Raw genomic sequence first — 18,045 nt, forward strand, 5'->3', positions numbered from 1 at the left:
CGGCCGGGTGGTTTCGCTGTGCGGTGCCAGCCGGCGACCCGGTTCTGCAGGTCGGCGGTGGTTCGCAGGAAAAGTCCGTCGTGTTTCGTTTCGTTTCTTCGGTGACCGGTGTGAGTTCCCCGAGGCGGCCGGGATCTGGCGGCGGTGGGCGTCGGGACCGTCGCTGCCGGCCGGCGAATGGCTGCAACGTCCGTCCGGTCACCACCGGGCCTGGTTGCACGTGGTGCGGAACTCGTGGTTCGACATCGGTCGTCGCGCCGTGGCGAACCTGCGCTCGCGCTACGCGGACTCCAACCCGCGGCGCCCGGTTCGAACCGCTGAAGCCGGCCTCCCGGCGCCGGCTCGGGTCGGAATCGCAAGGTATTCGTCAGGTTCAGTTCGCCGACGGTTCGGCATGCTTGAGCGGTGCGGCCCGAACCGGTCGCGGACCTGGTCGGTGGCGGCCGGCGACGAGGCGGGAAGCACATCGAGTCCCGTGCCGGCGGTCGTTCGTTCCGGTCCTGGCGGAAAGGGAGCAGGTGCTGCAGCGCGGACTCCGGTCCTGGGAGATCGGCCTGGCCGGCTACCTCCGCGTCGTTTCGGAGGCCGTCGGCGTACTCCCGGGTGGGCTCGGCCGGGACTTCGATCCGCCTGCCGCCTACCTGGCGTTGAGCCGGCGGAGTCCCCGAGATCCCGAACGGGACCTCCTGCTCGTCTGGTCGGCCGACGCCGGCTGGGAACTGGTTCTGGAGCATCCGGAGCTGGGGCCCGGGGAGACACTGGCCCGGTTCGGAGACCCGCTCGTGCCGGAGCCCGCTGACGTGGCGGGCTTCGTCGACGACGTCCTGGCGGGCCGGCGCCGCGGCGGGCGGCCCGCCTCTGGTTCCGCTTGCGACCTGCACGAGCTGCTGAGCGGCTTCGCCGTTCTCGTCTTGCCGCCGGGAGGCATCCAGCAGGCAGACCCGGATCGCGCCGACTGAGCCGGTTGCGCTACTGCGTGCTCGGCTGAGGATCGCAAGGAAATCGTCAGGTTCGGCGGGACGATTCCGCGCGACAGTGGAGTCCGGCGCCGACTGGCTCGGAGCGGCCGTCGTGAGCGAGGAACGCGTCATGGGTTTGGGGGCGCGGGCCCGAGGGTGCTGCAAAGCTCCGGCCCGGGCGGAAACGGCGCCGTGACGCGGCGGCGGGGTACAGCGTTGTGCCCCGCCGCCGCGCCGGTTCCTCGCCGGAAGGGCAAACTGTTGTCGTACGCAAGTGGCGTGGGTGCTCCTTCGCGTGATCGAACCAAGTGTTGCATAATGCAATAGTGTCTTCAGGAAATTGCATCGCGGGCAGGCGGGTACCCGTCCCGGTCCGGCAGCCGATCGGGACGTGGCTGCGGGAAAGCCGGAGTGGCTTGGTCGGGCTGGCCGTGCTCATCGGTGCGGGCGCCGGCCTCGGCGCGATCGTGTTCCGCTGGCTCATCACGACCTTCACCCGCCTGTTCTCCGGGCAGGCCGACTACGCCGGTGCCGGCCGCGTCGCGCACCCCTGGTTCCCGGAGCTCGGCCCGTGGTTCCTGCTGCTCGCACCCGTCGTCGCCGGGCTGATCTACGGGCCGTTGGTGTACAAGTTCGCACCGGAAGCCCGCGGGCACGGCGTTCCGGAAGTCATGTACGCGGTCGCCGAGCGCGGCGGCCGGATCCCGGCGCAGGTGAGCGCGGTCAAGGCCTTGGCCTCGGCGCTGACCATCGGTTCCGGCGGTTCGGTCGGGCGTGAGGGGCCGATCGTGCAGATCGGCTCGGCCTTGGGGTCCACGCTGGGCCGCCTGACGCGGCTGCCGGAGTCCCGCCTGCGGGTGCTGGTGGCCTGCGGTGCGGCGGGCGGGATCGCGGCGACGTTCAACGCGCCGCTCGCGGGACCGTTCTTCGCGATGGAGCTGATCCTGCGCGACTTCGCCGCGGAATCGTTCGGCGCGGTCGTGCTCGCCAGCGTGACCGCGAGTGTGGTCGGGCGGGCGGCGTTCGGGAACACGCCGTTCCTCGACCTGCCGCCCTTCACCCTGCGCAACCCGGTGGAATACCTTCTTTTCGTGGTGCTCGGGATCGTCGTGGGCGCGTGCGGGGTGCTGTTCACCCGGGTCCTGTACTGGATCGAGGACTTCTGCGACTGGGTCTGGCGCGGCCCGGAGTGGCTGCGGCCGGCGGCCGGCGGAGTCTTCCTCGGCGGGCTTCTGCTCCTGCTGCCGCAGATGTACGGCGTGGGCTACCCGGTGCTGCAGAACGCCGTCGAGGGCAAGTACGTCCTCGGGTTCCTGTTGTTGCTGCTGGTGGGCAAGATCGTTGCGACGAGCCTGACGATCGGCATCGGCGGCTCCGGTGGGGTCTTCGCGCCGTCACTGTTCATCGGCGCGATGGGCGGGACGGCGTTCGGGATCGTGGTCCACGCCTGGCTGCCGTCGCTGACCGCCTCGCCCGGGGTGTACGGGCTGATCGGGATGGGCGCGGCGTTCGCGGGAGCGGCGCGGGCGCCGATCACCGCGGTGATCGTGCTGTTCGAGCTGACCGGCCAGTACACGATCATCCTGCCGATGCTGACGGCGATCGTGATCGCCACGGCCACCGGCAGGACGCTGTCGCGGGACACGATCTACACGCTGAAGCTGCGCCGCCGTGGCGTCGACCTCGACCGCCACCCGCAGGAACGCCGGCTGGCCGCTACGGCGGTCGAAGCCGTCGCCGAGCCGTTGCCCGAACCGCTTCCGGCCGGCACCCCGCTCGAGCGCGCCGCGCACGCCCTCGCGGTGTCGGGGCACGGCATCCTGCCCGTGACCGACGAAGCAGGCCGTTACCAGGGCTGTGTCACGGCGCAGGCGGTGGCGGAGGCGCTGGGGGACGACCACGACGGCACCGTGGGGGACCTGGCCGAGCTGCCGCCGCTGGTCACGTGCGAGACCTCGCTCGCCGATGCGCTGACGGCGTTGACGAACGCCCCGGGCACCGGCTTGCCGGTACTGGACGGCGACCACCAGCTGACCGGGTGGCTCACGCACCAGGCGGTGCTCTCCGCGCTCGCTTCGGCCGGGTCTCGCGGACCGGTGTGACCTCTGGTCGATTCGCCCACGTGCTGTTACGCCGGGCGCTGTGGAGGCGGTCAGGTCCAGACGGCCTCGGGGGCGGTGGTCGAGGCGGGAGGTTCGCCGCCGGCCTCGGCGAAGGCGGTGAGGCTGTCGACCAGGCCGTGGCGGGCCTCATCGGGCATCCGGGCGACGATCTTCGCGATCTCCTTGCGCCGGCGCGCGGTCACCTGGCGGACGACCTTCGTGCCTTCGCGGGTCAGGGCCAGCACGATCTCCCGCCGGGAGACGGTGCTGTGCTGCCGGTCGACCACGCCGACCGTGACCAGCCGGTCGACCATCCGGCTCGCGGTCGACGGCGTGACCTGCAGGTACTCCGCAAGGTCGGCGTGCTTCAGCGGTCCTCGGGTCTGCAGGATCACCAGGAGCCGGAACTGCGGCAGCGTGATCGTGTCGCCCGCGGCGGCGATGGACCGCGCCGACACGGCGACCAGCAGGCGGGAGGCGGTCAGCACGGCGTCGGTGACAGCGTCGACGTCCGTCGCGTCGAGGGCAGGGGAGCTGCGAGGCATACCCACCAGTGTGCCCGATGGACACTCGGACGCGGCGATCAGCCGCGCCGACCTGCGCCCTACCGCCGCTGACCCCACTGCCTCACCGGCCCGGCACCCGGCAAGTGCGCGTAGTCGACGTCGCTGGTCTTCTCCGGCAGGAGCAGTTGCTTCAGTCGAACTGTGGCATCACCGATTTGTTCGATGAGGAAACGGACAAGGTGAACCGGTTGCGGCCGAGCCAGCCGATCGTGTTCCGGACCGCTTCGCGGGTTCCCTCGAACCGGATCGCCCGGTCGGCCAGCGCCTCCCGCCAGGTCCGGTGGCCCAGCCAGACGCCGGCCAGCGCGGAAACGGTGCAGTCGATCCGGGCGGCCGTGGGCAGCCGGGGATCGGTGTCGGTTGGCGAGGCGCCTTCGGGGGAAAGGACGAGCCACCACCACCGCGGGGGCGGCGTTTCGGCGAATCGCACGTGCAGCGAGACTTTCTCCCGAGGCAGCGTGGCCGGATCGATGCCCCGGCAGATGTCGAGCAGCAACAGGTTCGGCTTCAGGTCGCCACTGCGTGGCGGAGGCAGCCAGCGCCGGCCCCAGCGTCCCAGCTGCTCGACGACCGGGGCGAGATCACGGCCGGCGGGGGTAAGCGCGAAACGTCCTTCGCCGGTGGACGCCAGCCGCGTCACGACGCCGGCTTCGGTGAGCTGCCTGAGCCGCCGGGCCAGCAGCGCGGACGACATTCCGGGCACACCACGGGCGATTTCGCTGACGTGGCTGTTGCCGTGCAGCAGTTCGCGGACGACCAGCAGCTTCCACGTGTGTCCGAGCACCTCGGTTGCGCTCGCGACCGGGCAGTGCTGGCGGTAGGCCGTCACGAGCGCTCGAGCGCGCGCAGCACGCGGAACCGGGCCAGCCGGTGCAGCATCTCGCCCATCGCCTCGGGCACGATCTGCCCCTCGAGGTCGGTGCGCGCCGACCGGACGATCTCGGCGATGTCGGCGGCGGGCAGCAGCGAGGCGAACTCCCCGGCCAGCCAGGTGCTGACCTCGTCGGTGATGTCGTCGGCCTGGTGGGTTTCGACGGTCATGCCTTCATTGTGTGGGCGTGGGCGCGGGCTGCACCTGACGACTGGCTGACGATTCGGGCGGGCACAGCGTCGGCGAGGCGGGCCTGCTGGTGACCGTCGGGGTCGCGGTCGGCACGGGCGTGGTGATCGGTTCCGGCTCGTCCTCGGTGGTCACACCGCAGCCGGCGAGGCACAGCAGCGTCAGTACCGCGAGCGCGATCTTCATGTCGTGGCCTCCGGGAGTTCGACGACGAAGCGGGCGCCGCCCCCCGCGCGGTCCTCGACCCAGACCCGGCCGCCGTGCCGCTGCACGTGGTCGGCGACGATGGCCAGCCCGAGGCCGCTGCCGGTCTCCTGGTCCCGGCTCGCCGCGTGCAGGCCGCGAGCGAAGCGTTCGAAGATGCGTTCACGCAGTGCCGGCGGGACGCCGCCGCCCGCGTCGTCGACCTCGATCCGGGCGCGGTCGCCGTCGGGGCGGACGGTCACCGCGACCGCGCCGCCGCCGTAGCGGTCCGCGTTGTCGAGCAGGTTGGCGACCACGCGGTCGATGCGCCGGCGATCCGCGGACACCAGCGGCGTACCGGGGTCGGTTTCGATGCGCACCGCGCACGCCGGGCGGCTCTCGACGACGTTGCGGACGAGTTCACCGAGGTCGACCAGTTCGACGGTGCTGTCGGCCTCGTCCTGGTCGGCTCGCGAGATCTCCAGCAGGTCGACGACCATCCGCTGGAACCGCCGCAGTTCCGCGCGCAGCAGCCGCAGTGCCCGCTGTGCCGTCGGCGGCATCGCGTCCTGCCGCCGTTCGAGCACCTCGCTCACGTTCACCATGGTGGTCAGGGGTGAGCGCAGCTCGTGGCTGACGTCGGAGGCGAACCGGGCGTCCCGGCGCACGCGTTGTTCCAGCTGCGCGGCGGTGGTGTTGAAGCTCGAAGCCAGGGGCGCGAGATCGGGATCGGACTGGTCGGGCAGCCGGACCGTCAGGTCACCGCGCGCGACGCGTGAGGCTGCCGCCGTGAGCGAAGCCAGGGGCCGCAGGGCCCGGCGGGCCGACCAGGCTCCGAGGCCGACGCCGAAGAGCGCGGCCACGACGGTTCCGGCGATGAGGAGGGTGCTGAGGTAGCGGAAGGTGCGGTCCAGCTCCAGCAGCGGGTACAGCTCGACGTAGACGGCGTCCGAGCCGACCGGGGTCGCCACGCCCAGCACGGGAATCCCGTCGGCGGAGAACCGCTGCCGGGCGGACACGCCACGGCGGGCTTGGTCCAGCAGGCCGCCGGGCACGATGGCCGGGTCGACTTGCCGGCCGCTGGTGAGCCAGCCGGCCGGGCGGGACAACAGGATGGAGGAGTCGGGGCCGGTGGCCAGGCCGGTCAGCAGTTCGTCGAGATCGTCGGCGTGTTCGGCCAGCGCGGTGGTGACGAGGCGGACGTTGACCTCGGACTGGCGGGTGACGCTCTGCTCGCGCTGGTCGAGCATGTAGCCGGTGGTGAGGTTCCAGGTCGCGACCGCGAGGATCGTCATCACCAGGGCCAGCCCGATGCCGAACGCGGCGGCGACCCGCCACCGCAGCGAGAGGCGGCGGATCACGGCTCGGGGGCGATGCGGTAGCCGCTGCCGCGCACGGTCAGCACCAGGCTGGGGGAGTCGGGGTCGGGTTCGACCTTGCGGCGCAGCCGCCTGATGTGGACGTCGAGCAGGCGGGTGTCGCCGAAGTAGTCGTGGCCCCACACGCGCTGCAGCAGTTGTTCGCGGGTGACGACCTTGCCCTCGGCCGCGACGAGTTCGGCCAGCAGCCGGAACTCCGTGCGGGTCAGGTGCACCGGGACCCCGTCGCGGTGGACGGCTTCCTCGTCCGGCCGGATTTCGAGGCCGCCGAGGGCGAACCGCGCCGGCCGGTCCGGGGCCGCCCGGCGCAGCAGCGCGCGGATGCGGGCGGCGAGCTCGCCGGCGACCAGCGGTTTGGTGACGTAGTCGTCGGCGCCCGCTTCGAGGCCGGCGATGACGTCCTGGGTGTCGGTGCGGGCGGTGATCACGATGATCGGCAAGTCGCCGCGCTCGCGCACCGCGCGGCAGACGGTGAGCCCGTCGATGCCCGGCAGCATGAGGTCGAGCAGGACGACTTCGACGGTGGTGGACTCCAGCAGTTCGAGGCCGTCTTCGCCGGTGGCCGCCGTGGTCACCGCGAAGTCTTCGTCTTCCAAGGCGAGGCTGAGGGCCTCGCTGATCATTGCGTCGTCTTCGACGAGCAGCACCCGCGTCGGCATCTGCCGGATCCTAGCAGCGGTCAAATTGTTGCATAGGCGAACAGTTGTGCTAGCCTGATTCGACACAGGTAGGACGAATGTTCAGGGCGATCGCCCTGATGCAAGTTTTGATGCCGTCGCCGTCCGCTGGAGGAAGAACGATGAAAGCTGTGGTGTGCGGGGCTGGAATCACCGGCCTGTCGGCGGCGGTCAAGCTCGCGCAAGACGGCGTCGAGGTGGTGGTGCTGGAGCGGGCGCCGGCGCCGCGTGAACAGGGCTACATGATCGACTTCTTCGGTGCGGGCTTCGACGCGGCCGAGGAGCTGGGCGTGCTGCCGCGGATCCGGGAGCTGGCCTACCGGGTGGACGAGGCGAGCCTGCTCGACGAACAGGGTCGCCGTCGCGCGGGGGCGCGGTACACGACCTTCGCCCGGACGATGCGGGACCGTCTGTGCGGCATCATGCGCCCCGACCTCGAGCGGGCGCTGCGTGAGCACCTTCCGTCCACAGTGGACCTGCGGTTCGGCGCGGGCGTGACGGCGGTCGAAGACCTCGGCGACCAGGTGCGGGTGACGGCCGGGGACCAGGTGGTCGAGGCGGACGTGGCCGTGGGCGCCGACGGGATCCACTCGGCCGTGCGCCGGCTGGTGTTCGGCGAGGACGGCGGGTTCCTCCGGTATCTCGGGTTTCACACCGCGGCGTTCGTCTTCACCGACCCCGAGATCCACCAAGCGATCGGCGACCGCTTCTGCCTCACCGACACCATCGGCCGCCAGATGGGGTTCTACGGCCTGCGGGACGGCCGGGTCGCCGCCTTCGCCGTCCACCGCACCGATGACCCCCGGCTGCCCGAGGACGTTCGAGAGGCGCTCCGGCAGGAGTACGGATCGCTGGGCTGGCTCGTTCCCCGCGCGCTGCGGCGGTGCCCGCCCAGTGGAGCGGTGTACTACGACCAGGTCGCCCAGATCGTCATGCCGCGGTGGAGCCGTGGGCGGGTCGTGCTGGCCGGAGACGCGTGCTCCGCGGTCTCGTTGATCGCCGGGCAAGGTGCCTCGCTCGGCGTCGCCGGCGCCTTCGTGCTCGGCGAACAGCTGCGGAACCGGCCGGTCGCCGACGCGTTCGCCGAGTACGAACGGCTGATGCGCCCGGTGGTCGAAGAGAAACAGCAGGTGGCCCGCCGCAGTGCGCGGTGGTTCCTGCCGGAGAGCCCGCTCCAGCTCGGGATCCGGCGGGCGGCGCTGCGGCTGGCCAGGGTGCCGGTGCTCGACCGCTATGTCGCCGCGGTGCTCGCGGGCAAGTCCACCGCGGTGGTCACGAACCTCCGCCGGGCCGCCGGGGCCGCGCGGTGAACGGGGTCGTCAGGGTTGTGTTCCGCGCACCGATCCGGTTGTACGACAAGGGATTCGGATGGCTGCTCGGCCACCGCTTCCTGTGCCTGACCCACCTCGGGCGGAAATCCGGGCGGATGTACCGCACGGTGCTGGAAGTCGTCGGCGTCAAGGGCGATGAATACGTCGTGGTCGCCGGGCTCGGCGCGGGCGCGGACTGGTTCCGCAACATCCAGGCCCGGCCGCCGGTCGAGGTGGTCGTCGGCAGGCGCCGTTTCCCGGCCGAGCACCGGGTCCTCGGCGAAGACGAGGCTGTCGCGGTCATCGCCGGCTACGAGCACCGCAACCGCTTCGTGGGTCCGGTGGTGCGGTTCGCGCTGGGGAAGCTGCTGGGGTGGCGGTACGACGGCAGCGACTTCGCCCGTCGGCGGATGGCGCGGCAGCTGCCTCTCGTGGGTCTGCGGCCGCGATCGTAAGGCAGTCGTCAGTTGAAAGTCCTTCTTACCGTGTCAGGGTGGAACCCGAGCGAGGAAGGAAGGTGACCACGACATGACGACCGACGTAGCGGTGAAGGAGACCTCCGGAACCTGGGTGCTCCCGGAGGTCCGCCGGCTGCGCCTGGACGCGGAACGGGTTGGGGAAGCCGCGGGAGCGCACCGCGGCTTGGCGGTCGAGCTGGAGACCGGCAACGACCCCGATGGTCTCCACCGGGGCAGGCACCAGCGTTGGCTCGCGGAGGTCGCCGACTGCCACGCGATGGCGTACCAGGAGCTGGCCGCCGCGGCCGAGGCTCGTGGCGAAGCGCGGCGATACCCGCGTCACACTCCACAATGGACACGACTGGTGGAGGAGTCGTTCGCGGCGATCCGCCGCGCGGAAGCCCACCACGAACGAGCCGCCGCCCAGTCAGCCAGGGCGGCCGGAGACGAAGCCGCCGCCCGCAGGCGCGAGACCGCCGCAGCGGAGGCGGACCGGCGTGCTTCGGCGCCGGCGAAGCGCAGCGCCTGACCAGGATGCGGCGGTTCCGACCCGCACGGCCGGCCGATCTGCCCTTGCCACCGTCCCGCGGACAACGACCCCGCCGAACGGGCCGACATTCCTTCACGGTTATCCGTCGAAGATCTCGGGTTACCGCGCCGGGCCGGCCGGCTGAACCGCGCTCGCGGCCCAGCTGGCCAGCAGCTGGAGCCGCTCGGCCGAGTCGGAGTCGGGGCGGGCGGCGTAGGCGGTCAGCGTCAGTCCGGTGTCGGCGGACAGCTCCATCGCCTCGAAGTCGAGGGTGAGTTCGCCGACGACCGGGTGGCGGAAGCTCTTGGTACCGGTGCGGTGCAGGCGGACGTCGTGGGCGGCCCAGCGGGTGCGGAAATCCTCGCTGCGGGTGGACAGCTCGCCGATGAGGTCGGACAGGTCGCGGTTGTGCGGGTCGCGGCCGGCCTCGGTGCGCAGGATCGCCACCGGCGTCGCGGAGGAGACCTCGTAGTTGGGGAAGTAGTCGCGCGCAGCCGGGTCGAGGAAGTGGAACCGGGCGAGGTTCGGTGGAGCGGCCTCGCTGGTGCGGGTGGGGCTGTCGAACACCGGGGAGTACAGCGCTCGCCCGAGCAGGTTGGTGGCCAGGATGTCCAGCCGTCCATTGCGGACGAACGCGGCCGTGGTGGTCATGCTGTCGAGGATCTGCTGCACGACCGGCCGGATCCGGTAGGGCGATCGGCGGCGCTGCCCGGCGGTGCGGGGCCGGCCGGTGGCGTTGGCGGCGCGGGCGAGGTCGAACAGGTAGACCCGCTCGGCTTCGTCCAGCTGCAGCGCTCCGGCGATGGCGTCCAGGACGCTGTCGGAGACGCCGGCGAGGTTGCCCTTTTCGACGCGGGTGTAGTAGTCGGCGGAGACACCGGCGAGCATGGCGACCTCTTCGCGGCGCAGGCCCGGCACCCGGCGGTTGCCGCCGTAGTGCTGGAGCCCCGCCTGCTCGGGCGTGATCTTGGCCCGGCGGGTGAGGAGGAAGTCGCGGACCTCGGTGCTCTTGGCGTTCACGTCCTCCACGGTACGACGCGCCCCGAGCGCGAGGGGGGTTCTGTCATGACCCGGAAAGACGCGACCTGCCGCGCGCACGAAGACCGGCGTTGCATCGAGGCGTGACCACTTCCGCAGACATCACCGCACCCCGGACCGTCGCTACCTCGGCGTTCGCGACGCTGGCCGCGGCACTGCTCGGGTTCTTCGTCGTCACGCTGGACGCGGTCATCGTCAACGTCGCCCTCCCGGCGATGCGGGCCGACCTCGGCGGCGGCATCACGGGCCTGCAGTGGGTCGTCGACGGCTACACGCTGACCTTTGCCGCGTCCCTCCTCTCGGCCGGGTCGCTGAGCGACCGGATCGGCGCGAAACGGGCGTTCGGCCTCGGTGTGGCCGGTTTCGTGGTCGCGTCGCTGGCCTGCGGGCTCGCCCCCGGCCTGGCTGCCCTCGTGGTGTTCCGGTTCGTGCAGGGCGCCGCGGCGGCGGTGGTGATGCCTTCGTCGATGGCCTTGATCGGTCAGGCGTTCCCCGATCGGGTGAAACGCGCCCGGGCGGTGGCGATCTGGGCGATGGGCGGTGCCGTCGCCTCCTCGGCGGGCCCGATCCTGGGTGGTCTGCTCACGACGGTCAGCTGGCGGTGGATCTTCCTGGTCAACGTGCCGGTGGGTGTAGTGGCGCTGGTCCTGCTGACCCGGGTGACGCGGTCGGGCACGCAGCGGGTCCCGTTCGACCGGGCCGGGCAGGTCACCGGCGTCGTCGCGATGGCCGCGCTCGTCTACGGGGCCATCGAGGCGGGTCGCCGCGGCTTTACCGACCCGGCGGTGCTGGCCGCCCTGACGCTGGCCGTGCTCGCGGCGGCGGCGTTCGCTGTGGTCGAGGCGCGGGGCGGGCATCCGATGGTGCCGCCGGAGCTGGTCCGGTCGAGGACGGTGGTCGCGTCGGTGGTGATCGGGTTCGCGTTCATGGTCGGCTACTACGGGATGCCGTTCGTGCTGAGCCTGGTGCTGCAGCAGCGCGGGCTGAGCGCGCCGGCCACCGGCGTGGTGTTCCTGCCGATGATGCTGGCCGGGCTCGTGCTGACCCCGCTCGTGCCGCGGGTCGTCGAGCGCACGGGCGCCCGTCCCGTGGTCGTGACCGGGCTTGCCCTGATGACCGCCGGGCTGGCCGTGCTGGCCGTCGTACCGGCGAGCGCCCCCACCTGGGTGACCGCCGTGGTGATGGTCTTCGTCGGGCTGGGCGGGCCGACGGTGATCCCGCCGGTGATCACGGTCCTGCTCGGCAGCGTCGGCCCGGCGCGCGCCGGGACCGCCGGCGGAGTGCTGAACACCAGCCGCCAGCTCGGCGGTGCGCTGGCGGTCGCCGTCTTCGGCGCGCTGCTGACCGGCCCGGCAGGGATGCGGATCAGCCTGCTGCTCGCGGCCGCCGTCGCCGCGGGTGCGGCGTTCGCAGCTGTCGCGGGTCTCCGCGACTGAACCAAGATCAACGAAAGGAATCCGGCATGCCCGACAAGGAGCCCTCCGGCGCGGAGAAGATGTTCGGTGACTTCGCACCCGCACTGGTGCACTTCACCGACGAAGTCCTTTTCGGCGAGGTGTGGAAGCGCGCCGAGCTGACGCCGAAGGAACGCAGTCTCGTCACGGTCGCCGCGCTGGTGACCAATGGCAACACCGAGCAGCTCGTGTTCCACCTCGGCCTGGCCAAGGAGAACGGCAACACCGAGGCCGAGCTGATCGAAGCGCTCACCCACCTGGCCTTCTACGCCGGCTGGCCCCAGGCGATGGCGGCCATGGCCGTGGCCAAGAAGGTGTTCCGCTCGTGACGGCGACGTCGGAAGAGGCGGCTTGCGTGTCGCGTGCGCGGTGGCGGTGGCGGCTGCTGTGCGTGAGGCTAGGCTGACGCCCTGATCAACAGGGGCCGGTCCGCGGCCGTGCGCGAGGAGTCGCCGTCATGCCAGCCGATCGCGCCGAGGCCCGTACCCGTCATCCACGCCACCAGCGCCGTGGTGAAGCACGCTTGCCGGCCGCCGTCGCGACGCTCGTGGCCATCGCCCTCTACCTGGCGCTGCCCGAACAGCTGCTGGTGGCTCCCCGGTTCGTCGTGCCCGCGCTGGAAATCCTGCTGCTGGTGCCGCTGATCGCGATCAACCCGCGGCGCGTCACCCGGCAGACCAAGGTCTCCCGTGTGCTGTCGCTGTCGCTGGTCGTGGTCATCGGCGTCACCAACCTGGGCGCGCTGGCGCTGCTGATCCACGATCTGGTCGCCGGCGCGGCCGGTGACGGGCAGGCTCTGCTGCTGGGCGCGCTGCAGGTGTGGCTGACCAACGTGATCGCGTTCGGCCTGGCCTACTGGGAATTGGACCGCGGCGGTCCGGTGAAGCGCACCCAGTCCGGTCGCGCCGATCTCCCGCTGGCCGACTTCCGGTTCTCCCAGGACGAGAACGCCGACACCGTCGAGGAGGTCGCCGAGGGCTCCAGCGTCAAGTCCGACTGGGTGCCGACCCTGCTGGACTACCTGTACGTGTCGGTGACCAACTCGACGGCGTTCAGCCCGACCGACACGATGCCGCTGTCGTCGCGGGCGAAGGTGCTGATGGCGGTGCAGAGCGTCGCGGCGCTGCTGACGTCGTTGCTGGTCATCGCCCGCGCGGTCAGCGTGCTGAAATAGCGCGTCATGGCGGTCACTTTCCGGCCGGGTTGCCCTGGGCGAGGCGGGAGAGGTGGTCCCACTCCGCCAGTCCGGAGAGCCGGCCGGCGAACTCCGTGCGCAGCGCGTCGAGACCGCCGGTGCCGAACAGCACCCGCAGCGGCGGGTTCGGGGCGTCGGCCACCGCCAGCAGCGCCGCCGACGTCGCGGCCGGATCACCCGGGACGAAACCACGGCCCGAACCGGCGAACAGAGCCTCCCGGGCGTGGGCGTACGCCGGGTTCGGCCGCGACTGCGGAGAGGCCTCGGCCAGGCCGGTGGGGAACATGATCGGCTCGATCAGCGTGACGTGGATGCCGTACGCCTCGACCTCGGCGGCCAGGGACTGGCTCATCGCTTCCAGGGCCCACTTGGTGGCCTGGTAGCTGCCCAGCGCCGGGTAGGCGACGAGCCCGCCGATCGAGGAAACCTGCAGGATCCGGCCGGAGCGGCGCTCGCGCATCCCGGGCAGCACGGCCCGGGTGGTCCACAGCGCACCGAAGTAGTTGACGTCCATCTGCGCCCTGGCCTGCTCGGCGCCGACCTCCTCGACCGCGCCGACGAGCATGTGCCCGGCGTTGTTGACCAGGACGTCGACGCCGCCGAACCGCTGCTCGGCGGCGTGCACGGCGGCGTCGACGGCAGCCCGGTCGGTCACGTCGAGTGCCAGCGGCAGCAGCCGGCCGCCGTGACGGTCGGCGAGCGGTTCGAGGACCGCGACGTCGCGGGCGGTGGCGACGACCTGGTCGCCGCGTTCGAGGACCGCTTCGGTCCAGAGCGCGCCGAGCCCTCGGGAGGCGCCGGTGATGAACCACGTGCGGGCGGAAGACATGCGATTTCTCCGTTCGTGAGCCGGTGAAACCCAGCTTCGGTGGTCGGAGTCGCGTCAGGCAGAGTGAGGTTCTCCCTGGCTGACACCGTGCCGCCGGCGCAGACTGTTCGTTGTGGACACTCGGCAGCTCGCTCGGTTCCTCCGCGTCCGGCGTGCGGCGCTCAGCCCCGCCGACGTCGGCTTGACCGTGGCCGGGCGGCGGCGCACCCCGGGGCTGCGCCGGGAGGAGGTGGCCGGGCTCGCCGGGATCTCGACCGACTACTACACCCGCCTCGAGCAGGAGCGGGCCACGGCGACGCCGTCGGAGTCGGTGCTGCGCGCCGTGACCCGCGCGCTGCGGCTGAGCCTGGACGAACGCGACCACCTCTACCGGCTGTGCGGGCTGAACGTGCCGGACCGCCGGCGAGGTGACCGGCACGTCGCCCCGGCCCTGCTGGCCGTCCTCGACCGGCTGCACGACGTGCCCGCCCAGGTGATGACCGACCTCGGTGACACGCTGGCCCAGAACCACCTCGCCCGCGCCGTTTTCGGTGACCTCACCGGCCGCAGCGGCCCCGGAGCGAGTGTCATCTACCGCTGGTTCACCGACCCGGGCGCGCGCGGCGGGTTCCCGGTCTCGGACCACGCGGGCGAGTCGCGGGCTCTGGTCGCCGACCTGCGGGCCGCCGTCGCCCGCCGTGACGACGACCCCGCCCGCACCCTGGTCGACCAGCTGCGCGACAGCAGCGCCGAGTTCGCCGGGTTGTGGGAGCTGCACGACGTCGCCGTGATGCGGCGCCGCCGCAAACGGATCCTGCACCCCGAGGCCGGCCTGCTCGAACTGGACTGCCAGTCGCTGGTCGACGAGGACCGCACCCAGGTTCTCGCGCTGTTCTCCCCGGTCGCCGGCACCGCGACCGCCGAGCGGCTCACCCTGCTCGGCCTCACCAGCAGACCTCGCCCGTGACGTCGGGCCTGGCCGGCCGAGCTCCCCGCTCAGCCTGCCGGCCGGAGCTCGGCCGTGACCTCCCTCGCCGTGCGCAGGCCCGATTCGATCGCGCCGTCGAAGAAGCCCGCCCACAGGTTGGCGAGGTCGCTGCCCGCCAGGCGCACTGTCCCTTCCGGACGCTGCAGCTCCGCCTGGGACGCCGAGTAGGCGCCCGGGCGCTGGATCAGCCAGGTCTCCTTCGCGAACGGGTCGTTGTTCCAGTCGTGCGAGGCGACCTCGAGGACCTCCAGGTCGTCGCGCCAGACCTTCAGCGCGCGCTGGACCTCGTCGACGCTGGTCGCGTCGAGGCGGGTCGCGTCCGCGCCGAACGAGACGAGCACCGCGTCTTCCTCGCCGACGAACTCGGTGCGTACCACCGAAAGCGGGTGGTCCTTGGTGGAGTAGGCGAAGAACGGCTTGATCGGGCCCTTCACGCGGATCCAGAGCTTGAGCCCCTGCGACGCCGTGCCCGCGCGGCTCGCGTCGAGCTTGCCCGCCGAAAGCGGCGGCTGGACGTCCAGCTCGTGCAGGATGTTCAGCGGCAGGGTGAGGACGGCGCGGCGGGCGCGCACCCGGTCGCCGTCGGCGGTGTGGACCGTGACGCCGGTGTCGTCGTGCTCGACGCGCGTCACGACCGTGTTCAGCCGGATGTCGCCCTTCAGGTCCGCGGCGATCGCCTGGGCCAGACCGGCGTTGCCGTCTTCGAGGCGGTAGATCGAACTGGCTTCGTGCATCACCTCCCAGGAAGCGGACGTCGCGGCGGTCCAGCGGATCGCGGCCGCGTAGCCGACCTGGTCGAGCGGGCCGTTGCAGTGGCCCACCCACGCGGCTTCGTTGGCGCTGCGCTCGGCGGGGGACAGGTCCAGGGCGTCCAACGCCTGCTGCAGTGTGAGCCGGTCGGCTTCGGCGAAGGCGGCCTGGTCGGCGATCCGGTCCGGGCGGGGCATTAGCTTCCCGGCCTGCCCGACCAGCGCGCGCATGCCGGGGTCGATGACCTCCATGAAGCCGGGCAGGTCACCGTGGACGACCTCGCCGTCGGCGATCCAGAACGTCTCCTCCGACCTGGGACCGCGGCCGACGCGCAGGCCGTAGCGGGTCACCTCGGACCAGACGTGCGGCTGGACCCAGTGCGAGGCACCGCGGGTCGTTCGCCGCGACGCGCACGACCCCGACCGTGGGGCGTGGGCCGAGGGTGCCGCCCGCGTCGATCGCCATGAGGCCGTCGCGGATGCCGTGGTAGCCCATCAGCCCGTGCTGGCCACGAAACTCGGGGACTCTTCGATCCGGCTGCGCAGCAGCAGCGCGACGGCGCCGAGGACGAGCGCCAGCAGGAACGCGATCCGCCAGCCGCCGGCGACCATCGCGGACTGACCCCCGACGAGGGCCGTCGTCCCCGCGACGACCCCGGCGCCCGCGGCGAACCCGAGCTGCGAGCCGCTGTTGAGGATCCAGGTGTGAAACCCGCGGCTCTTGTCCGGCGAGAACTCGGCGACGTAGGTCAGCGCGCCGGAGTACTCGCCACCGGTGGAGAAGCCCTGGCACATGCGCAGCAGGTAGAGCAGGACCAGCGCCCACGGGCCGATCGCCGCCGCGCTCGGCAGCGCGCCGATCAGCGTGGTCGCGACCGCCATCAGCGCGATGGTGAAGAGCATGACCTTGCGCCGGCCGATCTTGTCGCCCAGCGGGCCGAGGATCATCCCGCCGATCGGCCGGACCAGGAAGGACACGGCGAACCCGAACAGCGTCGCGGCGGCAGTTCGCCGCGTGCCACGGCATCCCGATGATCTCCATCGCCGAGCTCGTCGCCTGGCTGGACGCCGGGGTGGAGAAGACCGGCGAGGCCTCGATCCCCACCGACCTCGGCACGTTCCGCACGCTCACCTACCGGCAGGGCGACGTCGAGCACGTGGTGCTGGCGATGGGCTCGGTTTCCGGCGCCGCCGACGTCCTGGTCCGCCTGCACAGCGAGTGCCTCACCGGCGACCTGCTCGGCTCATTGCGCTGCGACTGCGGCGCCCAGCTGCGCACGGCGATGGAGACGATCGCCGCCGAAGGCCGCGGCGTCGTCGTGTACATGCGCGGTCACGAAGGCCGCGGGATCGGGCTGGGGCAGAAGCTGCGGGCGTACGAGCTCCAGCAGCGCGAGGGGCTGGACACCCTGGAGGCCAACCTCGCGCTCGGCCTCTCGCCGCGGGTGGCGTGACCGTCACCGGCCGCACGGCGTTGGAAACGGAGCCCAACGAGCACAACCGGTCATACCTCAGCACGAAACGGCACCGCATGGGCCACCGCCTCGAACGCATCGCGTGACGACGCCGTCCGACGGCCAAGCCGTCCTGCCGCGGCAAAGGCTGCGACGCTCAAGACTCGTCGACCATGACGATCGGTTTCCCGCCACCTTGCCGTCCGCCGGCGAAGGCCTTCGGTGCCTCGGCCAGCGAATGGCGTGACCCGATCAGCACACGCAGGCTGCCTTCGCGCACCAGCGCTGCGAGCTGGGTCAGCTGGGCCCGGTCCGGTTCCACGACGAAGAAGACCGACCGCCCGTAACGCGGCTCGAACTCCGGCGGGGCGGCGATGGTGACCAGCGTGCCACCCGCCCGTACCAGGCCGGCGGACTTCACGCCGATCTCCTCGCCGAACACGTCGAGCACCACGTCGACTTCGCCGACGTCTTCCAGCCGGTCGTTCTCCAGGTCGACGAACTCGTCGGCACCCAGGTCGAGGGCGACCTCGCGGTTGTGGGTGCGGCCCGTGCCGATCACCGTCGCGCCCGCCCGCTTCGCCAGCTGCACCGCGATCGAGCCGACTCCGCCGGCGGCGCCGTGGATCAGCGCGGTCTGCCCCGCCTGGAGCCGGCCGTGGTCGAACAAGGCCTGCCACGCGGTCAGCCCGGAGACCGGCAACGCGGCGCCGACGGCGTGCTCGACGCCGGACGGCAGCGGTGCGAGGTTGCGGGCTTCGACGGCGGTGAACTCGGCGAGCGACCCGTCGCGGGTCCAGTCGGCGAGGCCGAACACGCGCTGCCCGACGGTGAGGCCGGTGGTGCCGTAGCCGAGCTCGGTGACGACGCCCGACAGCTCGTGACCGGGGACGCTGGGCGTCCGGTCACGGCCGGCCCGGTCGGTCCAGGTGCCTGGCCACTCCAGCTCACCGGAGGTGAAGCCGGCCGCGTGCACCCGCACGATGACGTCCTTCGTCGCGGCGCGCGGGGCCGGGCAGTCGGTCAGGGTCAGCCCTTCGGCTCCGGCGGCGGGGTCCTTGACGATGATGGCTTTCATGCTGAGTCCTCGTGGTTTGCGGGCAACTTGGTGGCCGCGGGTGTTCGCCGGCCTGTCC

At 71.9% G+C, this 18,045-nt stretch carries 21 protein-coding genes; 10 read left to right on the top strand and 11 right to left on the bottom strand.

The genetic code is table 11. The annotated features are described in order from the left end of the window. The first annotated feature begins 518 nt into the window (after positions 1-518). The gene (locus BLV96_RS02080; protein WP_244180011.1) at positions 519-959 is read left to right on the top strand and encodes a DUF6292 family protein; all 441 of its coding nucleotides are present in this window, start codon (positions 519-521) and stop codon (positions 957-959) included. A gap of 344 nt (positions 960-1,303) precedes the next feature. Further along, on the top strand, positions 1,304-3,061 hold the full coding sequence (locus BLV96_RS02085) for a chloride channel protein (protein WP_091388842.1): 1,758 nt from the start codon (positions 1,304-1,306) through the stop codon (positions 3,059-3,061). A 50-nt stretch (positions 3,062-3,111) separates the two neighbouring features. On the opposite strand, the gene BLV96_RS02090 is transcribed toward BLV96_RS02085, so the two are convergent. From BLV96_RS02090 to BLV96_RS02115, 6 genes are all read right to left on the bottom strand, one after another. Next, complete coding sequence (locus BLV96_RS02090; RefSeq protein ID WP_086671985.1) at positions 3,112-3,606, bottom strand: MarR family winged helix-turn-helix transcriptional regulator; 495 nt, start codon at positions 3,604-3,606, stop codon at positions 3,112-3,114. A gap of 151 nt (positions 3,607-3,757) precedes the next feature. Then, on the bottom strand, positions 3,758-4,456 hold the full coding sequence (locus BLV96_RS02095; RefSeq protein WP_086671987.1) for a winged helix-turn-helix transcriptional regulator: 699 nt from the start codon (positions 4,454-4,456) through the stop codon (positions 3,758-3,760). Beyond that, positions 4,453-4,668 (bottom strand): hypothetical protein, encoded by a 216-nt coding sequence (locus tag BLV96_RS02100; protein ID WP_086671989.1) that lies wholly within the window; start codon positions 4,666-4,668, stop codon positions 4,453-4,455. The genes BLV96_RS02095 and BLV96_RS02100 overlap by 4 nt, the downstream gene beginning before the upstream one ends. 4 nt (positions 4,669-4,672) lie before the next feature. Next, positions 4,673-4,873: a hypothetical protein gene (locus BLV96_RS02105; protein WP_086671991.1), complete on the bottom strand. Its 201-nt coding sequence runs from the start codon at positions 4,871-4,873 to the stop codon at positions 4,673-4,675. Beyond that, positions 4,870-6,231: a HAMP domain-containing sensor histidine kinase gene (locus BLV96_RS02110; RefSeq protein WP_086671993.1), complete on the bottom strand. Its 1,362-nt coding sequence runs from the start codon at positions 6,229-6,231 to the stop codon at positions 4,870-4,872. Before BLV96_RS02110 ends, BLV96_RS02105 begins: the two co-directional genes overlap by 4 nt. After that, positions 6,228-6,908, bottom strand: a complete 681-nt coding sequence (locus BLV96_RS02115; RefSeq protein ID WP_086671995.1) for a response regulator transcription factor — start codon at positions 6,906-6,908, stop codon at positions 6,228-6,230. Before BLV96_RS02115 ends, BLV96_RS02110 begins: the two co-directional genes overlap by 4 nt. Positions 6,909-7,048: 140 nt before the next feature. Between BLV96_RS02115 and BLV96_RS02120 the strand changes: the two genes are divergently transcribed. The 3 genes from BLV96_RS02120 to BLV96_RS02130 all read left to right on the top strand — a co-directional run bounded on the left by BLV96_RS02120 (position 7,049) and on the right by BLV96_RS02130 (position 9,223). After that, positions 7,049-8,236: an FAD-dependent oxidoreductase gene (locus BLV96_RS02120; protein WP_086671997.1), complete on the top strand. Its 1,188-nt coding sequence runs from the start codon at positions 7,049-7,051 to the stop codon at positions 8,234-8,236. Between the two features lie 17 nt (positions 8,237-8,253). After that, positions 8,254-8,691: a nitroreductase family deazaflavin-dependent oxidoreductase gene (locus tag BLV96_RS02125; RefSeq protein ID WP_244180012.1), complete on the top strand. Its 438-nt coding sequence runs from the start codon at positions 8,254-8,256 to the stop codon at positions 8,689-8,691. Between the two features lie 73 nt (positions 8,692-8,764). Next, complete coding sequence (locus BLV96_RS02130; protein ID WP_086671999.1) at positions 8,765-9,223, top strand: hypothetical protein; 459 nt, start codon at positions 8,765-8,767, stop codon at positions 9,221-9,223. 120 nt (positions 9,224-9,343) lie between these two features. Here the strand turns inward: BLV96_RS02130 and BLV96_RS02135 are convergent, their stop codons facing one another. Continuing rightward, complete coding sequence (locus BLV96_RS02135) at positions 9,344-10,243, bottom strand: helix-turn-helix domain-containing protein (RefSeq protein WP_086672053.1); 900 nt, start codon at positions 10,241-10,243, stop codon at positions 9,344-9,346. A 101-nt stretch (positions 10,244-10,344) separates the two neighbouring features. Between BLV96_RS02135 and BLV96_RS02140 the strand changes: the two genes are divergently transcribed. The 3 genes from BLV96_RS02140 to BLV96_RS02150 all read left to right on the top strand — a co-directional run bounded on the left by BLV96_RS02140 (position 10,345) and on the right by BLV96_RS02150 (position 12,889). Continuing rightward, on the top strand, positions 10,345-11,697 hold the full coding sequence (locus BLV96_RS02140) for an MFS transporter (protein WP_208608108.1): 1,353 nt from the start codon (positions 10,345-10,347) through the stop codon (positions 11,695-11,697). Positions 11,698-11,723: 26 nt separating this feature from the next. Next, positions 11,724-12,044 carry a carboxymuconolactone decarboxylase family protein gene (locus tag BLV96_RS02145; RefSeq protein WP_086672001.1) on the top strand — a complete coding sequence of 107 codons (321 nt, stop codon included), beginning with the start codon at positions 11,724-11,726 and terminating at the stop codon, positions 12,042-12,044. A gap of 128 nt (positions 12,045-12,172) precedes the next feature. Then, on the top strand, positions 12,173-12,889 hold the full coding sequence (locus tag BLV96_RS02150) for a DUF1345 domain-containing protein (protein ID WP_086672004.1): 717 nt from the start codon (positions 12,173-12,175) through the stop codon (positions 12,887-12,889). 13 nt (positions 12,890-12,902) lie between these two features. Here BLV96_RS02150 and BLV96_RS02155 read toward each other — a convergent pair whose 3' ends face one another. Beyond that, a complete protein-coding gene (locus BLV96_RS02155; protein ID WP_086672007.1) occupies positions 12,903-13,739 on the bottom strand; it encodes an SDR family NAD(P)-dependent oxidoreductase in 837 nt (278 codons plus the stop codon). 112 nt (positions 13,740-13,851) lie between these two features. On the opposite strand from BLV96_RS02155, the gene BLV96_RS02160 reads away from it, so the two are divergent. Further along, positions 13,852-14,685: a helix-turn-helix domain-containing protein gene (locus BLV96_RS02160; RefSeq protein ID WP_086672009.1), complete on the top strand. Its 834-nt coding sequence runs from the start codon at positions 13,852-13,854 to the stop codon at positions 14,683-14,685. 29 nt (positions 14,686-14,714) lie between these two features. Here the strand turns inward: BLV96_RS02160 and BLV96_RS02165 are convergent, their stop codons facing one another. Both BLV96_RS02165 and BLV96_RS02170 read right to left on the bottom strand, forming a co-directional pair. Next, positions 14,715-15,806: a flavin monoamine oxidase family protein gene (locus BLV96_RS02165; protein ID WP_086672012.1), complete on the bottom strand. Its 1,092-nt coding sequence runs from the start codon at positions 15,804-15,806 to the stop codon at positions 14,715-14,717. Between the two features lie 144 nt (positions 15,807-15,950). Next, positions 15,951-16,433: an MFS transporter gene (locus tag BLV96_RS02170; protein ID WP_208608109.1), complete on the bottom strand. Its 483-nt coding sequence runs from the start codon at positions 16,431-16,433 to the stop codon at positions 15,951-15,953. A gap of 53 nt (positions 16,434-16,486) precedes the next feature. Between BLV96_RS02170 and BLV96_RS02175 the strand changes: the two genes are divergently transcribed. Beyond that, on the top strand, positions 16,487-16,909 hold the full coding sequence (locus tag BLV96_RS02175; protein ID WP_167379516.1) for a bifunctional 3,4-dihydroxy-2-butanone-4-phosphate synthase/GTP cyclohydrolase II: 423 nt from the start codon (positions 16,487-16,489) through the stop codon (positions 16,907-16,909). A 157-nt stretch (positions 16,910-17,066) separates the two neighbouring features. On the opposite strand, the gene BLV96_RS02180 is transcribed toward BLV96_RS02175, so the two are convergent. Then, positions 17,067-17,987, bottom strand: a complete 921-nt coding sequence (locus BLV96_RS02180; protein WP_086672016.1) for an NADP-dependent oxidoreductase — start codon at positions 17,985-17,987, stop codon at positions 17,067-17,069. Positions 17,988-18,045 lie beyond the last annotated feature (58 nt).

The sequence above is a fragment of the Amycolatopsis pretoriensis genome, assembly GCF_900107925.1.
Taxonomy (GTDB): Bacteria; Actinomycetota; Actinomycetes; order Mycobacteriales; family Pseudonocardiaceae; genus Amycolatopsis; species Amycolatopsis pretoriensis.

What these genes read in the sequence shown, in the direction of transcription:
- BLV96_RS02100 (WP_086671989.1), bottom strand. Translation starts at nt 4,668, where the DNA reads ATGACCGTCGAAACCCACCAGGCCGACGACATCACCGACGAGGTCAGC.
- BLV96_RS02145 (WP_086672001.1), top strand. Translation starts at nt 11,724, where the DNA reads ATGCCCGACAAGGAGCCCTCCGGCGCGGAGAAGATGTTCGGTGACTTC.
- BLV96_RS02120 (WP_086671997.1), top strand. Translation starts at nt 7,049, where the DNA reads ATGAAAGCTGTGGTGTGCGGGGCTGGAATCACCGGCCTGTCGGCGGCG.
- BLV96_RS02105 (WP_086671991.1), bottom strand. Translation starts at nt 4,873, where the DNA reads ATGAAGATCGCGCTCGCGGTACTGACGCTGCTGTGCCTCGCCGGCTGC.
- BLV96_RS02150 (WP_086672004.1), top strand. Translation starts at nt 12,173, where the DNA reads ATGCCAGCCGATCGCGCCGAGGCCCGTACCCGTCATCCACGCCACCAG.
- BLV96_RS02115 (WP_086671995.1), bottom strand. Translation starts at nt 6,908, where the DNA reads ATGCCGACGCGGGTGCTGCTCGTCGAAGACGACGCAATGATCAGCGAG.
- BLV96_RS02090 (WP_086671985.1), bottom strand. Translation starts at nt 3,606, where the DNA reads ATGCCTCGCAGCTCCCCTGCCCTCGACGCGACGGACGTCGACGCTGTC.
- BLV96_RS02175 (WP_167379516.1), top strand. Translation starts at nt 16,487, where the DNA reads ATGATCTCCATCGCCGAGCTCGTCGCCTGGCTGGACGCCGGGGTGGAG.
- BLV96_RS02155 (WP_086672007.1), bottom strand. Translation starts at nt 13,739, where the DNA reads ATGTCTTCCGCCCGCACGTGGTTCATCACCGGCGCCTCCCGAGGGCTC.
- BLV96_RS02130 (WP_086671999.1), top strand. Translation starts at nt 8,765, where the DNA reads ATGACGACCGACGTAGCGGTGAAGGAGACCTCCGGAACCTGGGTGCTC.
- BLV96_RS02180 (WP_086672016.1), bottom strand. Translation starts at nt 17,987, where the DNA reads ATGAAAGCCATCATCGTCAAGGACCCCGCCGCCGGAGCCGAAGGGCTG.